Origin of the sequence: Xanthomonas sp. GPE 39 (genome assembly GCF_000963005.1) — a bacterium.
In the GTDB taxonomy this organism is placed as follows: Bacteria; Pseudomonadota; Gammaproteobacteria; order Xanthomonadales; family Xanthomonadaceae; genus Xanthomonas_A.
On record NZ_JZHZ01000007.1, the window covers coordinates 1,212,509 to 1,230,632 of the forward strand.

The 18,124-nt window shown below is 64.1% G+C and carries 16 protein-coding genes; 6 read left to right on the plus strand and 10 right to left on the minus strand.

Annotated features, from left to right (window positions below; all coding sequences use genetic code 11):
• The first annotated feature begins 4 nt into the window (after positions 1–4).
• Positions 5–961: a TraB/GumN family protein gene (locus XALGPE39_RS05055; RefSeq protein ID WP_082061831.1), complete on the plus strand. Its 957-nt coding sequence runs from the start codon at positions 5–7 to the stop codon at positions 959–961.
• 218 nt (positions 962–1,179) lie between these two features.
• Here the strand turns inward: XALGPE39_RS05055 and phaR are convergent, their stop codons facing one another.
• The 3 genes from phaR to gluQRS all read right to left on the minus strand — a co-directional run bounded on the left by phaR (position 1,180) and on the right by gluQRS (position 3,613).
• The gene (gene phaR / locus XALGPE39_RS05060) at positions 1,180–1,695 is read right to left on the minus strand and encodes a polyhydroxyalkanoate synthesis repressor PhaR (protein WP_045727242.1); all 516 of its coding nucleotides are present in this window, start codon (positions 1,693–1,695) and stop codon (positions 1,180–1,182) included.
• Positions 1,696–1,895: 200 nt separating this feature from the next.
• The gene (locus tag XALGPE39_RS05065) at positions 1,896–2,636 is read right to left on the minus strand and encodes a beta-ketoacyl-ACP reductase (protein WP_045727243.1); all 741 of its coding nucleotides are present in this window, start codon (positions 2,634–2,636) and stop codon (positions 1,896–1,898) included.
• Between the two features lie 92 nt (positions 2,637–2,728).
• Complete coding sequence (gene gluQRS / locus XALGPE39_RS05070) at positions 2,729–3,613, minus strand: tRNA glutamyl-Q(34) synthetase GluQRS (RefSeq protein WP_045727244.1); 885 nt, start codon at positions 3,611–3,613, stop codon at positions 2,729–2,731.
• Between the two features lie 104 nt (positions 3,614–3,717).
• Here gluQRS and htpX point away from each other — a divergent pair, with 104 nt between their 5' ends.
• Positions 3,718–4,602: a protease HtpX gene (htpX, locus tag XALGPE39_RS05075; RefSeq protein ID WP_045727245.1), complete on the plus strand. Its 885-nt coding sequence runs from the start codon at positions 3,718–3,720 to the stop codon at positions 4,600–4,602.
• Between the two features lie 57 nt (positions 4,603–4,659).
• Here the strand turns inward: htpX and XALGPE39_RS05080 are convergent, their stop codons facing one another.
• From XALGPE39_RS05080 to XALGPE39_RS05090, 3 genes are all read right to left on the minus strand, one after another.
• A complete protein-coding gene (locus XALGPE39_RS05080) occupies positions 4,660–6,732 on the minus strand; it encodes an EAL domain-containing protein (protein ID WP_045727246.1) in 2,073 nt (690 codons plus the stop codon).
• A 493-nt stretch (positions 6,733–7,225) separates the two neighbouring features.
• Positions 7,226–8,422, minus strand: a complete 1,197-nt coding sequence (locus XALGPE39_RS05085; protein ID WP_045727247.1) for an NAD(P)/FAD-dependent oxidoreductase — start codon at positions 8,420–8,422, stop codon at positions 7,226–7,228.
• Positions 8,419–8,964: a YaeQ family protein gene (locus tag XALGPE39_RS05090; protein ID WP_045727248.1), complete on the minus strand. Its 546-nt coding sequence runs from the start codon at positions 8,962–8,964 to the stop codon at positions 8,419–8,421. The genes XALGPE39_RS05085 and XALGPE39_RS05090 overlap by 4 nt, the downstream gene beginning before the upstream one ends.
• Before the next feature lie 394 nt (positions 8,965–9,358).
• Between XALGPE39_RS05090 and XALGPE39_RS05095 the strand changes: the two genes are divergently transcribed.
• Positions 9,359–9,598, plus strand: coding sequence for a cold-shock protein (locus XALGPE39_RS05095; RefSeq protein ID WP_045727249.1), 240 nt, complete (start codon positions 9,359–9,361; stop codon positions 9,596–9,598).
• 192 nt (positions 9,599–9,790) lie between these two features.
• On the plus strand, positions 9,791–10,486 hold the full coding sequence (locus tag XALGPE39_RS05100; protein ID WP_045727250.1) for a glutathione S-transferase: 696 nt from the start codon (positions 9,791–9,793) through the stop codon (positions 10,484–10,486).
• 45 nt (positions 10,487–10,531) lie between these two features.
• On the opposite strand, the gene XALGPE39_RS05105 is transcribed toward XALGPE39_RS05100, so the two are convergent.
• The gene (locus XALGPE39_RS05105) at positions 10,532–11,425 is read right to left on the minus strand and encodes an alpha/beta hydrolase (RefSeq protein ID WP_045727251.1); all 894 of its coding nucleotides are present in this window, start codon (positions 11,423–11,425) and stop codon (positions 10,532–10,534) included.
• A gap of 295 nt (positions 11,426–11,720) precedes the next feature.
• Between XALGPE39_RS05105 and XALGPE39_RS05110 the strand changes: the two genes are divergently transcribed.
• Positions 11,721–13,292: a YdiU family protein gene (locus XALGPE39_RS05110; protein WP_045727252.1), complete on the plus strand. Its 1,572-nt coding sequence runs from the start codon at positions 11,721–11,723 to the stop codon at positions 13,290–13,292.
• A 121-nt stretch (positions 13,293–13,413) separates the two neighbouring features.
• On the opposite strand, the gene dbpA is transcribed toward XALGPE39_RS05110, so the two are convergent.
• Positions 13,414–14,790: an ATP-dependent RNA helicase DbpA gene (gene dbpA, locus XALGPE39_RS05115; RefSeq protein WP_045727253.1), complete on the minus strand. Its 1,377-nt coding sequence runs from the start codon at positions 14,788–14,790 to the stop codon at positions 13,414–13,416.
• Positions 14,791–15,066: 276 nt separating this feature from the next.
• Between dbpA and XALGPE39_RS05120 the strand changes: the two genes are divergently transcribed.
• Positions 15,067–16,959, plus strand: coding sequence for an ATP-binding cassette domain-containing protein (locus XALGPE39_RS05120; protein WP_045727254.1), 1,893 nt, complete (start codon positions 15,067–15,069; stop codon positions 16,957–16,959).
• A gap of 160 nt (positions 16,960–17,119) precedes the next feature.
• Here XALGPE39_RS05120 and XALGPE39_RS05125 read toward each other — a convergent pair whose 3' ends face one another.
• Together XALGPE39_RS05125 and XALGPE39_RS05130 are read right to left on the minus strand one after the other, a co-directional pair.
• Positions 17,120–17,542, minus strand: coding sequence for a barstar family protein (locus XALGPE39_RS05125; RefSeq protein WP_045727255.1), 423 nt, complete (start codon positions 17,540–17,542; stop codon positions 17,120–17,122).
• The gene (locus XALGPE39_RS05130; RefSeq protein WP_045727256.1) at positions 17,539–18,009 is read right to left on the minus strand and encodes a ribonuclease domain-containing protein; all 471 of its coding nucleotides are present in this window, start codon (positions 18,007–18,009) and stop codon (positions 17,539–17,541) included. Before XALGPE39_RS05130 ends, XALGPE39_RS05125 begins: the two co-directional genes overlap by 4 nt.
• Positions 18,010–18,124: the final 115 nt, after the last annotated feature.

The window sequence follows — 18,124 nt, forward strand, 5'->3', positions numbered from 1 at the left end:
TTCGATGAATCCATTACCGCGTTGGTTGCGCAGCGTGCTGCTGGGAATGTTGGTATCCCTGGCGCTGCCGCTTCTGGCAAGTCCAAGTCCTGCGTCATCGGCGCTTGCGCCGCCCACGCCCTTGCTGTGGAAGGTCAGTGGTCCGCATGGCACGCTGTATCTGCTGGGTTCGTTTCATCTGCTCAAGCCCCAGGACTACCCACTTGCGCACGAAGTCGATGCCGCATATGCGGCATCGCCGCGACTGTTGTTCGAACTGGCGCCGCAGGATGTGGATTCGCCCCAGTTGGGCGCGCAGATGCTGCAGGCGGCGCAGCGCCACGATGGCAAGCGCTTGCAAGACGATCTGGATCCGGCGACTTGGCAACGCTTGCGCCGTTACGCGGCTGGGCACGGCTTGCCGCTCGCGCAGATGAGTGGCTTGGAACCGTGGTTCGTCGGTCTGAGCATCAGCATCGCCGACATGAAGACGCAGGGGCTGCAGGCCGATGCCGGTCTGGACCGGCATTTTATGGAGATGGCGGTGCAGGCCGGCAAGTCGGTGGAAGGATTGGAGAGCGCATCGGCACAGATCGCCTTGCTACAGGGCATGGACCCGGTGGAGCAGCGGCAGATGCTGACCGAGGCACTGGACGATGCCGAGCAGGGCGCGACGCAGACACTGCGCTTGCACGACGCCTGGCGTGGTGGCGACGAGCGCCAGCTATGGCAGGAGCTCGGCGTGCAGATGAAACACGACTATCCGCGTCTGTATCAGCGCATCGACGTGGAGCGTAACCGAGCTTGGTTGCCGCGACTGGAGCAACGCCTGCAGGATGGGCAGGGCGACACGTTGGTGGTGGTCGGTGCGCTGCATCTGCTTGGCCCGGATGGGGTGGTCGAGGGGCTGCGCGCGCGGGGTTACAAGGTCGAGCGGCTGTGTGCCGGTTGCCATACAGCGCCAGCGCGACAACGCTCATAAGTGCCGTGCCATGTCTGGCACGATGACTGGACAACAGACAGCGCTGGATGCGGATTGCAAGCGGCGCTCTTTACCGGAGTTCCTTGAACGATTTCCGACGTGGTGTCGGTAGGGCGTCGTCCTTTGGAGTGCCGTTGTGCCGGCTGTTCGTTACACCTATGGGACGACACGCCACGCGCCTTGGCGCGCGCGCGTTCTTCCAGGTGTGCGTGATGCGTTCAGCGTGGTCGCGACTTCGTCGACGTGGTGCCGGTTGGTGGTTCGCTGGGTTTGCTTGCACCAGCGGCGGGGCGGCCGAAACCGCTGCCGAGGTTGCGCTGGAACTCTTGCCACAACTCCAGGTTGCGCTCGGTTAGCTGGTTCATCATTGTCCATGGCGTTTGCCCCAGCAAGTTACCCATCTGTTGACGGAACTGTTGCTGCTGATCCAGGAACACCTGCATGCTGCGTTCCAAATAGTTGCCCATGAAGCCCTGCAGCGAGTCGCCGTAGAAACGGATGATCTGGCTGAGCAACTGAGTGGACAGCATCGGTTCGCCGTCCTGTTCCTGGTCAGCGATGATTTGCAACAGGACCGCGCGACTGAGGTCTTCGCCGGTCTTGGCGTCGCGCACCTCGAACTCCTCGCCGTCGATGATCAACTGGCGGACGTCTTCGATGGTGATGTAACTGGAAATTTCGGTGTCGTAGAGGCGGCGATTGGGATACTTCTTGATGATGCGGATATCAGCCATGAAGCGATCGCTCTTTGACGGTAGGCGCGCAGCATGGCGCAGCGCATCAGGGCTTGCAACTGTCGCAGTGCCTGGAATGTTTTAGATCTCATCTGAAAAATGCTGCGCAGCATGCCAGGCACGTTGCGCAGCATCGGTTGTAGACAGCGCGCTGTGGCGTTATCGCGTTGCCACTGATCGCATGCCGGGTGGTTCGTGCATCACCAGCCCATGTGGTGGCCGCCGTTGATGTCCAGATTCGAGCCGGTGATCCAGGCCGCTTCTTGCGCCACCAGGAATGCCACCGCGTAGGCGATTTCCTCCGGTTTGCCGAGGCGTCCGGTGGGGATGTCGGCGATGATCTTGGCGCGGACTTCCTCCGGCACCGCCATGACCATGTCGGTGGCCACATAGCCGGGCGAGACGGTGTTGACGGTGATGCCGTAGCTGGCATTCTCGCGCGCTAGGGAGATGGTGAATCCATGCATGCCGGCCTTGGCAGCGGCGTAATTGGCCTGCCCGTACTGGCCCTTGAGGCCGTTGATCGAGCTGATCTGGATGACCCGGCCCCAGCGCTGCCGACGCATGCCTTCGATCACCGGGCGGGTGACGTTGAACACCGAATTGAGATTGGTGTTGATGACCTCGTGCCACTGCTCTGCGGTCATTTTGTGGAAGGTGGTGTCGCGGGTGATGCCGGCGTTGTTGACCAGCACCTCGATCGGGCCGAGTTGGCGTTCGACCTCTTGCACCAGTGCCTGCGCATGCTCGGGCGAGGCGACGTCGCCGGCGATGATGGCAACATCGTGGCCGCGCTCGCGCATACGTTGTTGCCAGGCCTGGGCCTTGGCCGCGTCGCGATAATTACTGGCGACGCGGTGGCCTTGCGCGGCCAGCCGCTCGCAGATCGCGGTTCCAATTCCACCGGTACCGCCGGTCACCAGCGCAACGCGTGAAGTCATGAATTTTGCTCCGAAGCAATTGGGGGAAGGGTGCCGCAGCGCGACTGGACCTGCGATTCTAGTCAGCCTTTGGGGCGCTGTGGATGCTTAAATTACATCTGGCGTGTTAAAAACTCCTGCGTCGGCAACTGCGCTGGATCGAACGCGCGTTGCGCCGCCTTCAATAGTGCCGATACCGAGCCGACGCCGGCCAGTGCCGCTGGCGTCTGCCCCAGCGCCGCCCAGACCAGGCGCAGCGCGGGCAGCGGGTCGGCATCGTCCAGCGGCAGCGCCGCGTCCGATTTGGAGAGTTTGCGTCCGTCGGCCCCGAGCAGCAGCGGCAGGTGCAGATAGCGCGGCGTCGGTAGACCCAGTGCCCGTTGCAGCAGGATTTGCCGTGGAGTGGAATCGAGCAGGTCGGCGCCACGCACGACGTCGGTAATGCCTTGCGCGGCATCGTCGACCACCACGGCCAGTTGGTAGGCCCAGCAGCCGTCGGCGCGCAGCAGCACGACGTCGCCGACCTCGGCGTGGACGTCCTGAGTCAGGGTGCCGCGCAGGCCATCGTCGAATGCGACCACGCTGGCTGTGCCGGGTGCGACCCGTAGGCGCAGCGCCGGCTTCGGCCGTGTCTGCGTCGCGACGCAGCGATGATGTACTCCACCCTGCGCGGCCAGGTCGCTGCGACTGCAACTGCAGGCGAACGCTTGCCCGGATTGCAGCAGTTGCTGTAGTGCGTCCTGGTAGGCCGCCTCGCGCTGGCTCTGGCGCAGGACTGGTCCGTCGGCTTCCAACCCGCAGGCGCGCAGGCTGGCGAGCTGGCGTTCGGCGGCACCGGGGATGCTGCGCGGCCGGTCCACGTCCTCGATGCGCAGCAGCCATTCGCCGCCGGCATGGCGTGCCAGCAGCCAACTGCCGAAAGCGGCCAGCAGCGAGCCTAGATGCAGCGGGCCGCTGGGCGAGGGCGCGAAACGGCCACGGTAGAGAGACGAGGACATGGATAAGCTGAATCGTCGTGCAGTTAGGTGCTTGAATTCAAGCGGCTCGCACCGCAGATTCGACTCAACGACCTTCACTCTCGCCTTGCGGAGCGCACGCGCACATGTTCAATCGCCTCGTCCTGTTCCTCATCACCAACCTGGCGGTGCTCGTGCTGGCCGGCATTGTCATGGCGGTGTTCGGCATCAACCCGAGCCGGATGGGGGGCTTGTTGGTGATGGCCGCGGTGTTCGGCTTCGGTGGGTCGCTGGTGTCGCTGTTGCTGTCCAAGTTCATGGCCAAGCGCGCCACCGGCGCGCAGGTGATCACTGAGCCACGCAACCAAACCGAGCGTTGGTTGCTGCAGACGGTGCGGCGTCAGGCGCAGGCCGCTGGCATCGGCATGCCGGAGGTGGCGGTTTACGATGGCCCGGAAATCAACGCCTTTGCCACGGGGGCCAATCGCAACAATGCGCTGGTGGCGGTGTCCACCGGTTTGCTGCACAACATGACCGAAGACGAGGCCGAAGCGGTGATCGGCCACGAAATCAGCCACATCGCCAATGGCGATATGGTGACGATGGCCTTGCTGCAGGGCGTGCTCAACACCTTCGTGATCGTGCTGGCGCGGGTGGTCGGCGGTGTGCTGGACAGTTATCTCGGGGGCAACCGCGATGACCGCCGTGGTCTGGCGTACTACGCGATCGTGATGGTGCTGGAGTTGGTGTTCGGCCTGTTCGCGACGATGATCGCGATGTGGTTCTCGCGCTACCGCGAGTTTCGCGCCGATGCTGGTGGTGCCAGTCTGGCCGGTCGCGCCAAGATGATCGCAGCGCTGCAGCGGTTGGAGCTCAACCATGGGCAGAGCACGTTGCCGTCGCAGGTTCAGGCGTTCGGGATTGCCGGTGGGTTGGGTCAGGGATTGCGTCGCTTGTTCATGAGCCATCCGCCGTTGAGCGAGCGCATCGCTGCGTTGCGCGCTTCGCAAGTCAATGCGACGGTGCGCTGATCGGGGCGTCTTGGCGTTTTCGCCTGCATTGCGTCCGAAACGAAAGGGCGCGGGGTGTTAGCTGAAGTCGAAGTTCATTTCCCCTGTTGCCAGGCCGACGAACTCGCCCTGCATGTAGTCGACTCCGGCGTTGAACAGCAGGCTCATCGAGGTGGCGTCCGAGACGAATTCGGCGATGGTGCGGATGCCAGACGATTGCGCGCGTGCGGTGATTTCTTGGATTTTGTCCTGGTGTTCGCGGGTCTGGGTCAGGTCCCGTGTGAATTCGCGGTCCAGTTTCAGAAATGCGGGCTGGAAGTGTGCCAGCAACTGGAACGAGTCCAGGCCGGAGCCGAACTGCTCCAGCCCGACCTTGCAGCCCAGCGCGGCGGCGTCGGCGAGAAACTGTTGCGCATTACGGAGGTGGGTGAACACTCTGGCCTCCGGTGTCTGCAGCCATAACCGCTCGCCTGGCACGTTATGTTTAGCCAGTTCGCGCTGAATCAGTTGCACCATCTGCGCGTCGGCGAATGAATCCGTGGTGATCTTGACCAGTACGCTGGTGGTATGCCCCGCGCGTTGACGCTCGCCGATCACCGCGATCGCGTGGGAGACCACCCAGCGGTCGATCTCCGCCATCATGCCGTACTCGTCGGCGATGCCGAGGAAGCTACCCGGTCTAATCAATTCGTTGTTGAGCTCCAGACGCAAATAAGCCCCGTAAAGTTCGTGAGGCTCGCCCTGCAGGTTCACCAATGGCTGGTAGTGGAGCAGGAAGCCACCATTGGCCAGCGCTTCGCGCAGATACTGCACCCAGCGCTGGATGCGCTCTTCTTCCAGACGGTCGGCGGCGGCGGGGTCGAAGATCTTGCAGGCGTTGCCGCCCAGTTCGATGTTGGTTTGCACGTTTTCGCTGGCACGGGTCAGAATCTGGCCGACGCTGGCGATCTTCTCGCCGATCTGCACGCCGCCGATGCTGACCGTCACCGTCGCCGAGCGTTCGCCTACGCTAAGCACCTGACTGGCGTAGCGATGCAGCAGACGTTGAGCCAGCGCGCAGGTGCGCGCGTAGTCGCCTTTCAGCAGGAGTGCAAAATTGTGTTCGCCGAAACGCGCCGCCTGTACGTCGCTGTCGATCGCCGCGGCCAAGTGCTTGGCTAGTGCGGCGATCAGCACGTCGGCCGAGTCCAGGCCGATATCGGTCACCAGCCGCTTGTAGTGATCCGGTTCGACGAGCAGAAAGCCGAATTGACCATCGCCGCGGCTGACTTGGGCGACCGCGTTTTCCAGCGCCAGCATGAAGGTTGGGCGGTTGAGTAGGCCGGTGACCTGATCGCGCTGGCGCAGGCCCTCGACTTCACGCGCCAGTTCCGGGTCGAACTCCTCGCGGCGCCGGAACACCACCTGCACGCAGGCTTCGCCTTCGTAACTGGCAGTGGCGAACTCCATCGTCGCCGGAAAGCTCTCGCCTTCCAGTGTGCGTGCGTCGACCTGATACTGCGCTGGGGGCGGCTCTCCCTTGCTTAGCGATTTGAGTAATTGTTTGAAGTCCTCCACGTGCTGCGGAGCGAGCATGTCCAGCAGCGAGATGCCTTCGACCTCATCGAAAGAGACGAACCCGAACATCTCCAGGTACGCGTCATTGGCGCGGATATGCATGCCTTCATGGATGTAGGCAATCGGATCGCGCGAGGACGCGATCAGTGCGTCGCAGCGCCGTTCGGTCTCGCGCATTTGCGCTTCGATCCGGCGCAACCCGCGGCGTGCTTGCAGATCGGCCCAGGTGGTCCGCACCACTGTCAGCAGTTGCTCCGGACGTTGCCGCAGTGCGATCGCGCGCGCGCCGCTGGAGAGTGCGTCGCTCCAGACGTTCTCGTCGATATGTTCGGTCAGCATGATGACGGGAATGTCCTTGCCGCTGGCTGCCACACGTTGCAGCACCTGTGGCAGCGGGATCACCTGTGCGTGTGCGCTGAGTACCAGGTCGATCTGCTGTGCGGCGAGCATGGCGTCCAGTTCGTCGGCGTGTTGCGGTCGCGAGGGCCGCACGGCGATGCCGCTATTACGCAGGCTGCTGACGATCCCCTCGGCATCTTCGCCGCTGTCGTCGACGATCATCAAGCGCAGGGTGGTGTCTTTGCCGTTGTGCATTCGGAACTCCAAGATTGGAATCTTAATACACGAGGGCCGCCGTGGCGTCCATGCGTCAGCTCAGAGAATCTGTATCTCGCCCGGCCGGTAAGCTAGCGTCGTCGCCGAGGTGCCGACTGAGTCGGTGAGCACATTCAAGCGGAGTGGCCAAACCCATTCACACATAGCACCTGGGACATCACGCGCAGCCTGAATTGCAGACGATGCGCCTGCATGAAGGCGTATGTTGTCTTTATTCCTTGGGAAAGTAATCGGTGGCCTTTCACTGTGCCACCCAAGTTGAATCGGCGACCAGGTTGCCTGGTGGGCCGCTTTTATCTTGAATTCGTCCTTATCTCGTTTGTGGCGCATGTCAGCCTTCGAGCTTTCCATGCTCCATGGCTGCCAGGTGCCTGGAAAACACGGGACGATTCATGGCTTGCGTCGTGTGTGCCATCGCGTGCACCTGCGTGTCGGCAGTGTGTGCGCCGGCATCTCCTCCAGCGGGACCGATTCAGGCCGCGCTACCGGCGGCGTGGCCCGAGGCCCAGGCCCATTGGAAGTTGTAGCCGCCCAGCCAGCCGCTGACGTCCAGTACCTCGCCGACGAAGTACAGACCGGGAATCTTGCGCGATTCCATCGTTGTCGAGGACACCTCATCGGTATCCACCCCGCCCAGGGTGACCTCGGCGGTGCGATAGCCCTCGGTGCCGCTGGCCACTAGCGGCCAAGCGCCGAGTAGTGCGGCCGCGGCACGCAGTTGTGGTTCGTCCAGTTGGCGGACTGGTTTGTCCGCCAGCCACACCTCGCACAGGCGCTGCGCGAAGCGTCGCGGCAGAGCGTCGCCCAGGACCGTGCGCAGCTCGGCGCCGCCGCGCAGGCGCTTTTGCTCACGCAGCCAGGTGGCCGCATCCTGGCCGGGCAGCAGGTTCAGACGTAGGTCGTCGCCCGGCTGCCAGTACGATGAGATCTGCAGAATCGCCGGGCCGCTAATGCCGCGGTGGGTAATCAGCATGAAGTTGCGGAAGCTGGCGCCGTTGCAACTGGCCTCCACTGGCAGCGCCAGCCCGGATAGATCGTGCAGGCGCTCGTGGTGCTTGCCGCTGAGGGTGAGGGGCACCAATCCGGCGCGAGTTGGCAGCACGGCGTGACCGAACTGGCGGGCCAGCGCATAACCGAAGCCGCTCGCGCCCAGGCTCGGGATGGAGAGGCCGCCGCTAGCCACCACCAGCGCGGCGGCATGCACCGGGCCGTCGTCGGTATCGAGGTGGAATCCGTCGCTGCCGCGCTCCACCCGGTGCACGCTGCATTGGGTGCGCAGGTGCACCCCGGCCGCCTCGCATTCCTCCACCAACATGCGCACGATTTGCTTGGAGGAGATATCGCAGAACAGCTGGCCAAGTTCCTTCTCGTGGTAGGCGATGCCGTGGCGCTCGACCATCTCGACGAAATCGGCCGGACGATACCGCGCCAGCGCAGACTTGCAGAAATGCGGATTGGCGGAGAGGAAGTTACCCGGGCCGGTGCCTGTGTTGGTGAAGTTGCAGCGTCCGCCACCGGACATCAGGATCTTCTTGCCGACCTTGTTAGCGTGCTCGATCACCTGCACCCGGCGGCCACGCTGGCCGGCGGTGAGGGCGCACATCAGTCCGGCGGCGCCGGCACCGATCACCGCGACATCGATGCGGTTCGGCGCAGTTCGCGCGTTCATGCTGCGGCTTTGCGCACCGTCGGGGTGAACGTGACGCTGCCACTGTCGCCCAGCAACTGCACCTCCCCGTCCTGGATGACCACATCGAAGCGCATGCTGCGCTCGATCAGCGCGGCGGCGGCGGCAATTGCATCGGCGGGCAGGTCGATCACCTGCACCGGCTTGAGTTTGAGCAACGCACTGGCGTTCTTGTCCCACCAGATATCCGCTGCGCGACCGCCGTAGTTGACCACGATCACCGCGCGGGAGCGGCCGCATGCCTTACGCAGCCGCGATTCGTCGGGTTGGCCGACCTCGATCCATTGCTCGATCGCGCCGGTGTAGTCCATCCGCCACAGATCCGGCTCGTCGTCGCTGCTCAGGCCCTTGCCGAACAGCAGGCGTTCTTCGGCGTACAGTGCGAAGGCGAGCAGCCGTGCCATCAGGCGCTGGTCGGTCTCGGATGGGTGCTGTGCCAGCGTCAGGGAGTGCGCGGCGTAGTAGGCGCGGTCCATGTCGGAGATTTGCAGTTCCGCTTTGCGGAGTGTGGCGGTGAGGGCCATGCGGCGACCGGTGGCGAAGGGCGTCTATGATACTGCGTGGCCGTCGCCGATCCGACGTTTGGTTGCGTTGCAATGCGCTGGGGAGTGGCGGCAGTGCGATTTTTCTGCATAGGCTGGCAAGGAGATCGGCAGCTCCATGCCTAACTTTAGAGTTCCGTACAGTTATTACTGTGATTTCCGGCACTTTGTCTACATAAAATTGTCGCTTTTTGACTGCTACCCGCGTACAGTGACCCCACTGTGTTTGCTAGAGTCACCGTGAATCGTGGCTTGGTGCAGTAGATCCGTAAGATCCGCTTCATCGTTCCGCATTACCAACGCCTGCAACTCAGTCTCGGCCCCGATATCCGGTGGCTGCGATTTCTTAATTTATCAATAGTTTCAGGAGTTTGTAATGAGCACGCATCATAATCATCAGGGCGAACGTTGCTATGGCACGGTGAAGTGGTTCAACGACGCTAAGGGTTTCGGCTTCATCACGCCGGAAGCCGGTAGCCAGCTGAGCGACCTGTTCGTTCACTTCCGCGCGATCCAGGGCACCGGCTTCAAGTCGCTGCAGGAAGGCCAGAAGGTGAGCTTCGTGGCTGTTCAGGGCCAGAAGGGCATGCAGGCCGACCAGGTGCAGGTCGTCTAAGGACGTCCGCTACCGCAAGGTTGCCCAACGCCGGGAGCGCAAGCTTCCGGCGTTTTCGTTTGTGCGTCCGTGCCGTAACGCCGCGCCAGCCCGCAGTGGCCGCGCCGGTGACGCGGTGCCCGCGCATGTTGCGCCGGCAACCATGCCGCGCTGGGCTACGATGGCGGTCCGCGTGTTGTCGGAGCCGTTGCCATGATCGCCGTGCATCACCTCAATCAGTCCCGGTCGCAGCGTGTGTTGTGGCTGTTGGAGGAGCTGGCGCTGCCCTACCAGGTGGTCAAGTACCAGCGTGATCCTCGGACCATGTTGGCGCCGCCCGAACTGCGCGCGATCCATCCGCTGGGCAAGTCGCCGGTGCTGGTGGACGATGGTCATGTGCTCGCCGAATCCGGCGCGATCCTTGACTATCTGGTGGAGCGCTATGACAGCGAGCGCAGACTGTCGCCGCCGCCGCAGCCGCTGGATTCGCCCGAGCGGCTGCGCTATCGCTATTGGATGCACTACGCCGAGGGCTCGGCGATGCCGCCGTTGCTGATGAGCCTGGTGTTCGGACGGATCCGCTCGGCGAAGATGCCGTTCTTCGCACGCCCGATCGCCAAGGCGATCGTCGACAAGGCCATGGCTGGATTTGTCGGGCCGCAGTTGAGCCTGCACCTGGATTGGATGGAGCGGGAACTGGCGGGTGCCGGCTGGTTCGTCGGCGAGCGCTTCACCGCCGTGGATGTGCAGATGAGTTTCCCGATTCAGGCGGCGGCGGCGCGCATCGGCCTGCACGCGCATCCGAACTTGGCCGGGTTCGTGCAGCGGATCGAGCAGCGCCCTGCCTATCAACGCGCGCTGCAGCAGGGTGGTCCATTCGCCTTGCTCGGTGCGGGGGCGGATGGCTGAGCTTGAGTGGGTTGGGGGCGCGATCTGCGCCTGAGTCATGCCCCTTCAGGGTTGCGCGGGGCGGGCCGGACAGCGGCGCACGAAGGCGATGCTGTCGGTCATCACCGGCAGCGCTGGATCGTCCTTGCGTAGCGCCAGCAACACGCCCATGTGGCTGACTCCGCTGTAGGTCTTGAGTTCTGCCGGCACGCCAACGCCCTGCAACGCCGCTTGTAGCGACTTGCTGTTGCGCGGTAGTACGGTTTTGTCGGCGTCGCCGTGCAGCAGCAGTGCCGGCGGCTCGTCGCCGTTGACGAACGCCACTGGCTGTGAGCGCCGCTGTTGCGCGGGATCGCTGCCGAAGATCGCGATCAGGTCGGGATCGGTCAGCGGCAGGAAATCGTAGGGGCCAGCGAGCCCGACCAAACCGCACAGTTGTCGTGGCGACAGGCCCTGTGACTGTAGCCAGTGGCTGTCGGTCGCGAGCAACGCGGCCATCTGCGCGCCGGCGGAGTGGCCCATCACGACCAGTCGTCGTGGATCACCGCCGTACTCGGCGGCATGGCGCTGGCTCCATGCCACCGCAGTGGCGGCGTCGTGCATGAAGCCGTCGAGGCTCACCTGCGGATACTTGCGATAGTCGGGCACGATGGCGACCACGCCGTGCCGCGCCAGGGCTTCTCCTGCCCAGCGGTACTGCTGACGGGTTCCGTGCTTCCAGGTGCCGCCGTGGAAGAACACCACGACTGGCGCGTCCTGTGCCGCTACCGGCCGGTAAACGTCCAACGCCAGACCGTTGGCGGGGTCGTACACGATTCCGCGCTGCTCGTTCAATCCATGACGCGAGGAGCCTGCATTGAGGCCGGCGAAGAACACGCTGGTGCAAGCCGAGACGAGCAGCGTGGACACTGCGATCAGTAGGTGGCGTGCCCAGCGTAGCCGCAGCGGATGGTTTGACATGGAATGGAGGCCTGAAAAAGACTTTAAGGATGCGTCAGTGGCATGTCATCGCGAAGTGTACAGCGCCATGCGCGCGCTGCTGTGGTGTAGCTAGAGCATCTCGGCATGCGATTTGAGCTGTGGCTTTCACGCTACAGCGGGGTTGGCGGTTATTGCGCTGCGCGCTCGACGTTGCGGATCGCGCGTGTTGGTGGGTGGCCTGCGCCCTTGCATCGCGTGTGTGTGTCGTTCGCAACGAACCGGTGTCGCAAGATGCCGGTTTGGCGCTGGCGCTCACTGCCTCTAAGCTGGTGGCATGCCTCCCTTACGCTTTGACAATCGATTCACCGCCGAGCTGCCCGGCGACCCGGACACCAGCCCGCGCCGCCGCGAGGTGCTGAGCGCGTTGTGGTCGCAGGTCGCACCGACGCCAGTGTCGGCGCCGCATCTGTTGGCGTACTCGCGCGAAGTCGCGGCCATGCTCGGCTTGTCCGAGCAGGAGGTGCTGGCGCCGCACTTCGCCGCAGTATTTGCCGGCAATGCCTGCGATGCGGGCATGCGACCGTATGCGGCGAACTACGGCGGACACCAGTTCGGGCACTGGGCCGGGCAACTGGGCGATGGCCGTGCCATCGCCCTGGGCGAGGCGTTGGGCGCAGACGGACGGCGTTGGGAACTGCAACTCAAGGGCGCTGGGCCAACCCCGTATTCGCGTGGCGCAGACGGACGGGCGGTCCTACGTTCGTCGATCCGCGAATTCCTGTGCAGCGAGGCGATGCATCACCTGGGTGTGCCCACCACGCGCGCGCTTAGCCTGGTCGGCACCGGCGAGACGGTGGTGCGCGATATGTTCTACGACGGCCATCCGCGTCCCGAGCCGGGGGCGGTGGTCTGCCGGGTGGCGCCGTCGTTCGTGCGCTTCGGCAGTTTCGAGCTGCCTGCCGCGCGCGGTGACACACGCTTGCTACGGCGTCTGGCTGACTTTGTCATTGCGCGGGATTTTCCGCACCTGCAGGCCGGCGGCGACCACGGTTATGCCGACTGGTTCGCCGACATCTGCGCGCGCACGGCTCGTATGGTCGCGCACTGGATGCGGGTGGGGTTCGTGCACGGGGTGATGAATACCGACAACATGTCGATTCTGGGGCTGACCCTGGATTATGGTCCCTACGGCTGGATCGATGATTACGACCCGGACTGGACCCCTAACACCACCGATGCAAAGGGACGTCGCTACCGCTTCGGTACCCAGCCGCAGGTGGCGTACTGGAACCTGGGGCGGTTGGCGCAGGCGCTGGTGCCGTTGTTTGACGAGGTGACGCCGTTGCAGGACGGTCTGGCGCGCTTTAGCGCTGAATACGCGCAAGCCGAGCGCGATACCGTTGCGGCCAAGCTCGGTCTGGCGGAGTGCGAGGACGAGGACTTGACGCTGATGCGCGATTTGCAGGTATTGCTGCGGCAGGCCGAGGTCGATATGACGTTGTGGTTTCGCGGTTTGAGCGCGCAGCCGCTGCAGGCGCGGACACCTGCACAGGCATTGGCGACGCTGGCCGACGCGTTCTACGACCCGGCACAGTTGGCTGCGCAGGCGCCGATGTTCGAGTCGTGGTTGCAGCGTTACGCGCAACGCCTCGGGCGGGATTCGCTGTCGGCATCGATGCGCGCGGCAAAGATGCGTGCAGCCAACCCGTGCTACGTGCTGCGCAACTATCTGGCGCAGCAGGCGATTGATCGTGCGGAGCAGGGGGATATTGCCGGTATCGCCGAACTGCTGGAGGTGATGCGTCATCCATACGAGGACCAGCCTGGACGCGAGGCATTCGCGGCGCGGCGTCCGGATTGGGCGCGGACCCGCGCCGGCTGTTCGATGCTCTCGTGCAGTTCCTGAGTGCGGCTGCGGGCATTGCGGTTTGCCGCAGCAGCATCAGGCCACGAATCGAGGCCGCCAACCGGCGTTAGCGCAGTGACAGTGTGGCGTCATCGCCTCGCATGTGCCGGCCTGGCGGACGTCAGAGTGGACTCACCCGGAAGCGGCGGCCTTTGATCTTGCCTGCTTGCAGTTTGGTCAACGCCTTGCTGGCGTGGGCGCGGGCGATGGCGACATAGGAACGGGTGGGGTGGATCGCGATTTTGCCGATGGCCGCGCCGGACAGGCCAGCGTCGCCGGTCAATGCGCCGAGAATATCGCCCGGCCGCAGCTTATCGGTCTTACCGCCATCGATGCGCAGCGTGACCATCGCCGCTTGCGGCAATTGCGCCGGGCGCGCGGTGGCCAGCGGTGCGCGCGACCAGCGCAGTGGCTGACCGTGTTCGGTTTCCAGTGCCTGCGCGCGCGGCAGTTCGCGCGGTGCCACCAGACTCAGGGCCAGGCCATGCTTGCCGGCACGCGCGGTGCGGCCGATACGATGGCGGTAGGTCTCGGCGTCGGTCGGCAGTTCGTAGTTGAGCACCGCAGCCAGATCCTCCACGTCCAGCCCGCGCGCAGCCACGTCGCTGGCGACCAGCACATTGCAACTGCGGTTGACGAAGCGCACCAACACCTCGTCGCGATCACGTTGCTCCATGTCGCCATGCAGCGCCAACGCCGAGAAGCCGAACTGTTGCAGCGAGCTGGCGACTTCGTCGACTTCCTTGCGGGTATTGCAAAACACCACGCTCGACTCTGGTTCGAAACGCAGCAGCAAGCCGGCCACGGCCTTTTGTCGGTAGCTGGGATCGACCTCGAAGAACTGCTGATCGATTTCCGGTGTGCTCTCAGCGCCAGCGATGGTGATCTCCGTCGGTTCCTTAAGCAATTCGCGCGCCAGCGCGCGGATTGTTTCGGGGAACGTGGCCGAGAACAGCAGGCTCTGGCGATGTTTGTCGCAGCGGCCAGCGATTTCGCGGATCGGTTCTTCGAAGCCCATGTCGAGCATGCGGTCGGCTTCGTCCAGCACCAGCGTGCGCACCCCGCCTAGGTGCAAGACGCGCTTGCGTGCCAGTTCTTGGATGCGACCGGGTGTGCCCACCACCACTTGCGGATCGTGTGCTTCCAGCGAGGCCAGTTGCGGTGCCAACGGCATGCCGCCGGTCAGTACCACCAGTTTCATGTTGGGAATGCCGGTGGCCAGCTTGCGCACCTGCTTGCCGACCTGGTCGGCCAGTTCGCGGGTCGGACACAGTACCAGCGCCTGCGCGCGGACCAGGGCTGGATCGAGTTTGTGCAGTAGACCCAGGCCGAAGGCCGCCGTCTTGCCGCTACCGGTGGGCGCCTGCACGATGACGTCGTGGCCGGCGAGGATCGGTGGCAGGCTCTGCGCCTGCACCGGCGTCATCGTGGTGTAGCCCAATGCGTCGATGCCGGGCGCCAGCGCGGGTGAGAGGGACAAGGTGTCGAAATCGGTCATACGCCATTTTAAGCGCAATGCAGGCAAAACACCGGGATGCGACAGCGTGCGCGCATCGCGGCCCTGGCCGATCGATCTCTGGAACCTGTGTGCGATGGCTTGCTTATGGGGTGCAGGTACGGTTCGCAGCAGGTGTGGCACTGCTCTCTCGATGCGCCGGACCGTCATCCTTAGTGCTGTGCGCTGGGCTCGCAGAGACAGCGCCAGATCGTGGGTTGTCGATGCGCGCAGCTTGCTGCGTATTCGGTGCGGGACACCTCGAAGTACAATGGCGCAATGCCTCTTATCACTCTGCAAAACCTCGACTACAGCGTCGGCGGCCCACTGTTGCTGGAAAAGACCGCCCTGACGATCGAGCCGGGCGAGCGCATTGCCCTGATCGGCCGCAACGGCGCCGGCAAATCCACCTTGATGAAGCTGATCGCCGGGGAGTTGAAGCCTGACGACGGCGAGATCCGCGTGCAGCAGGGCGTGCGCATCGCGCGACTGGAGCAGGAGGTGCCGCATGGCGCAGCCGGCAGCGTGTTCGACGTGGTGGCCGATGGCCTGGGCGAATTGGGCCACTGGCTCGCCGAGTTCCATCGCCTGAGTCATGCGCAGGACTTCGACGGTGAGGCGCTGGGTACGGTGCAATCCAAGATCGACGGCGCCGATGGCTGGGCCCTGGATCAGCGCGTCGAGGAGACGCTGACCCGGCTGGAGCTGGACGGCGAAGCCGAGTTCGCGCGCCTGTCCGGAGGCATGAAGCGGCGCGTGCTACTTGCGCGTGCGCTGGTGTCGGCGCCGGATCTGTTGCTGCTCGACGAGCCGACCAACCATCTCGACATCGAGGCCATCGACTGGCTGGAAGGTTTCCTGAAAAGCTGGAGTGGCAGCGTGGTGTTCGTCACCCACGACCGGCGCTTTCTGCGTGCGCTGGCCACGCGCATCGTCGAGATCGACCGTGGTCAGGTCAGCAGTTGGCCCGGTGATTGGGCCAACTACATGCGCCGTCGCGAGGAGCGACTCAATGCGCAGGCGCAGGAGAACGCGCGTTTTGACAAGCTGCTGGCGCAGGAAGAAGTGTGGATCCGGCAGGGCATCAAGGCCCGTCGGACCCGTGACGAAGGCCGCGTGCGACGGCTGGAGGCGATGCGCCGCGAGCGCACCCAGCGTCGCGAACTGGGCGGCAATGTGCGCATGGAGGCCGCGCAGGGCGACTCTTCCGGCAAGAAGGTGATCGAAGCCAAGGCACTACACTTCGCCTTCGGCGCGCGTGCGATGGTGCGCGATTTTTCCACGACGATCCTGCGTGGCGACCGGATCGGCCTGATCGGCCCCAACGGCAGCGGCAAGACCACGCTGCTGAAGCTGCTGCTGGGCGAGCTGACAGCGGACAGCGGCGAGGTGTGTGCCGGGACCAATCTGCAGGTGGCCTATTTCGATCAGTACCGCGCGACCTTGCGCGAGGATTGGAATGCGATCGAGAACGTGGCCGAGGGGCGCGACTTCATCGAGATCAACGGCAAGCGCAAGCATGTGCACGGTTATTTGCAGGATTTCCTGTTTACCCCGGAACGCGCACGCGCACCGATCACCCGCCTCTCCGGTGGCGAGCGTAACCGCTTGTTGCTGGCACGGCTGTTCGCGCAACCCTCCAATCTGCTGGTGATGGACGAACCGACCAACGATCTGGACGTGGAAACGCTGGAGTTGCTGGAAGAGTTGCTCGGCGAATACACCGGAACGTTGTTGTTGGTCAGCCACGACCGTGACTTCATCGACAACGTCGTGACCTCCACCATGGTCATGGAAGGCGATGGGCACATTGGCGAGTACGTCGGCGGCTACAGCGATTGGGTGCGCCAGCGTGCCGCGCCGCCGGCCAGCGCGATGGCGGTTGCCAAGGCCTCGGCCACTGCGGTGGCCACTGCCGCTGTGCCCGCCGCGACAGTGGTGGCCACTCCTGCCAAGCGCAAGCTCAGTTACAAGGATGCGCGCGAACTGGAACAACTGCCGGCGCGGATCGAAGCATTGGAACAGCAGGTCGCCACACTGACCGAGGCGATGACCGATCCCGCGTTCTACCAAGGTGATGCCGCCGCAGTGACCGCCCACACCCAATTGTTGGCGCAGGCACAGGCGGAACTTGATGCGGCGTATGCGCGGTGGAGCACGTTGGATGGCTAAAGCCCGGATCGGTGCTGATAGTTTGAGCCGGTAATGGCAATCGCAACGGTGTGGTGTTGCCCGGCGGCACGGCCCCATCGTTGCATCGGATGCGACGTTCGCGCTGCTGGAAAGCAACCATGACGCTGGGCTTGCCCTTGCCGAGCACCGGCCTTGCGTCCTATGGAGCCTGCGGATCCCCCAAGAAGGCGACGAAACTGACGCCCTGCCGTGCCCATTGTTTGGCCGCATCGTCGAGTGTCTCAAGTAGCACGCCGAATTCTTCGTGAGCCAGCGACTGTAGCGTGCCAGCATCTTCCAGCAGTAGCGCGTAGCCGACCGTCGCCGGCAGCCAGGAGAGGTCGCGCAGGCCTTTTTTCATTGCATCCCAGTTGCGCCCGAAGCCATTGGGAAAGTCTAGCTGCGCGGCGATCCGCATCAGTAACATCGCCTTGCCGGTGCAGCCGTGCAGGTCGATCCTGCACAGCCGTAGGCCAGCGCCACGGGCGAGCGCGGCGACGCTGTCCAGGTCGCGGTTGCCGACGCGGTAGACGCCGGAGCTGGCCGGCTCGGCCAGGTTCAATGCGAAAGGCTGGCCAGTCATTGTGTTTGCCCGCTCACAGGGACCTGAACGTTGCGAAAGCTAGCGTTGTGGTCATCGCTGTAATACCAGGTTTCCGGTGGATCGCCGCCGGTGACGATCCAGCGTGTACCACGGTCCGATGGGGTCGCAGTGTCAACCCTGTACGCGCGGTAATAACCGGGTGGGCGCGCTGGCAGCCGCTTGTCGCGGTTGCCGAACACGCTGCCATCCTGGCGGTGCGGGAATGGCCCGCCGTGCTGGATTAGCGCGATGGTGGTGCGGGCTTCCGCTGGCAGAAATGCGGGCCAGGCCGGCGTGGCCGCAGGTGTTGTGCTTGGCAGACTGCGTGGGGCGGCATACGGCGTTTGCGCCGCAGCGCTGAGCGCAGGCGCGAACTGTGGATGCGGCGGTTGCTGCACTGCGCGGATACCCCACAGTCCGCCGATCAGCAACACGAGTGCGGCAATCAATAGCACGGGTTTGCGCATGGGAACTCCTGCAGGAACGGCGATTGCGCCGCGCGACCGAGGCGATTGGCACAGTATGGGAGAAGCTGCCTGTTTGGCCTCTAAACGTTGCCATTTGCATTGGTCCTGCGCGCGT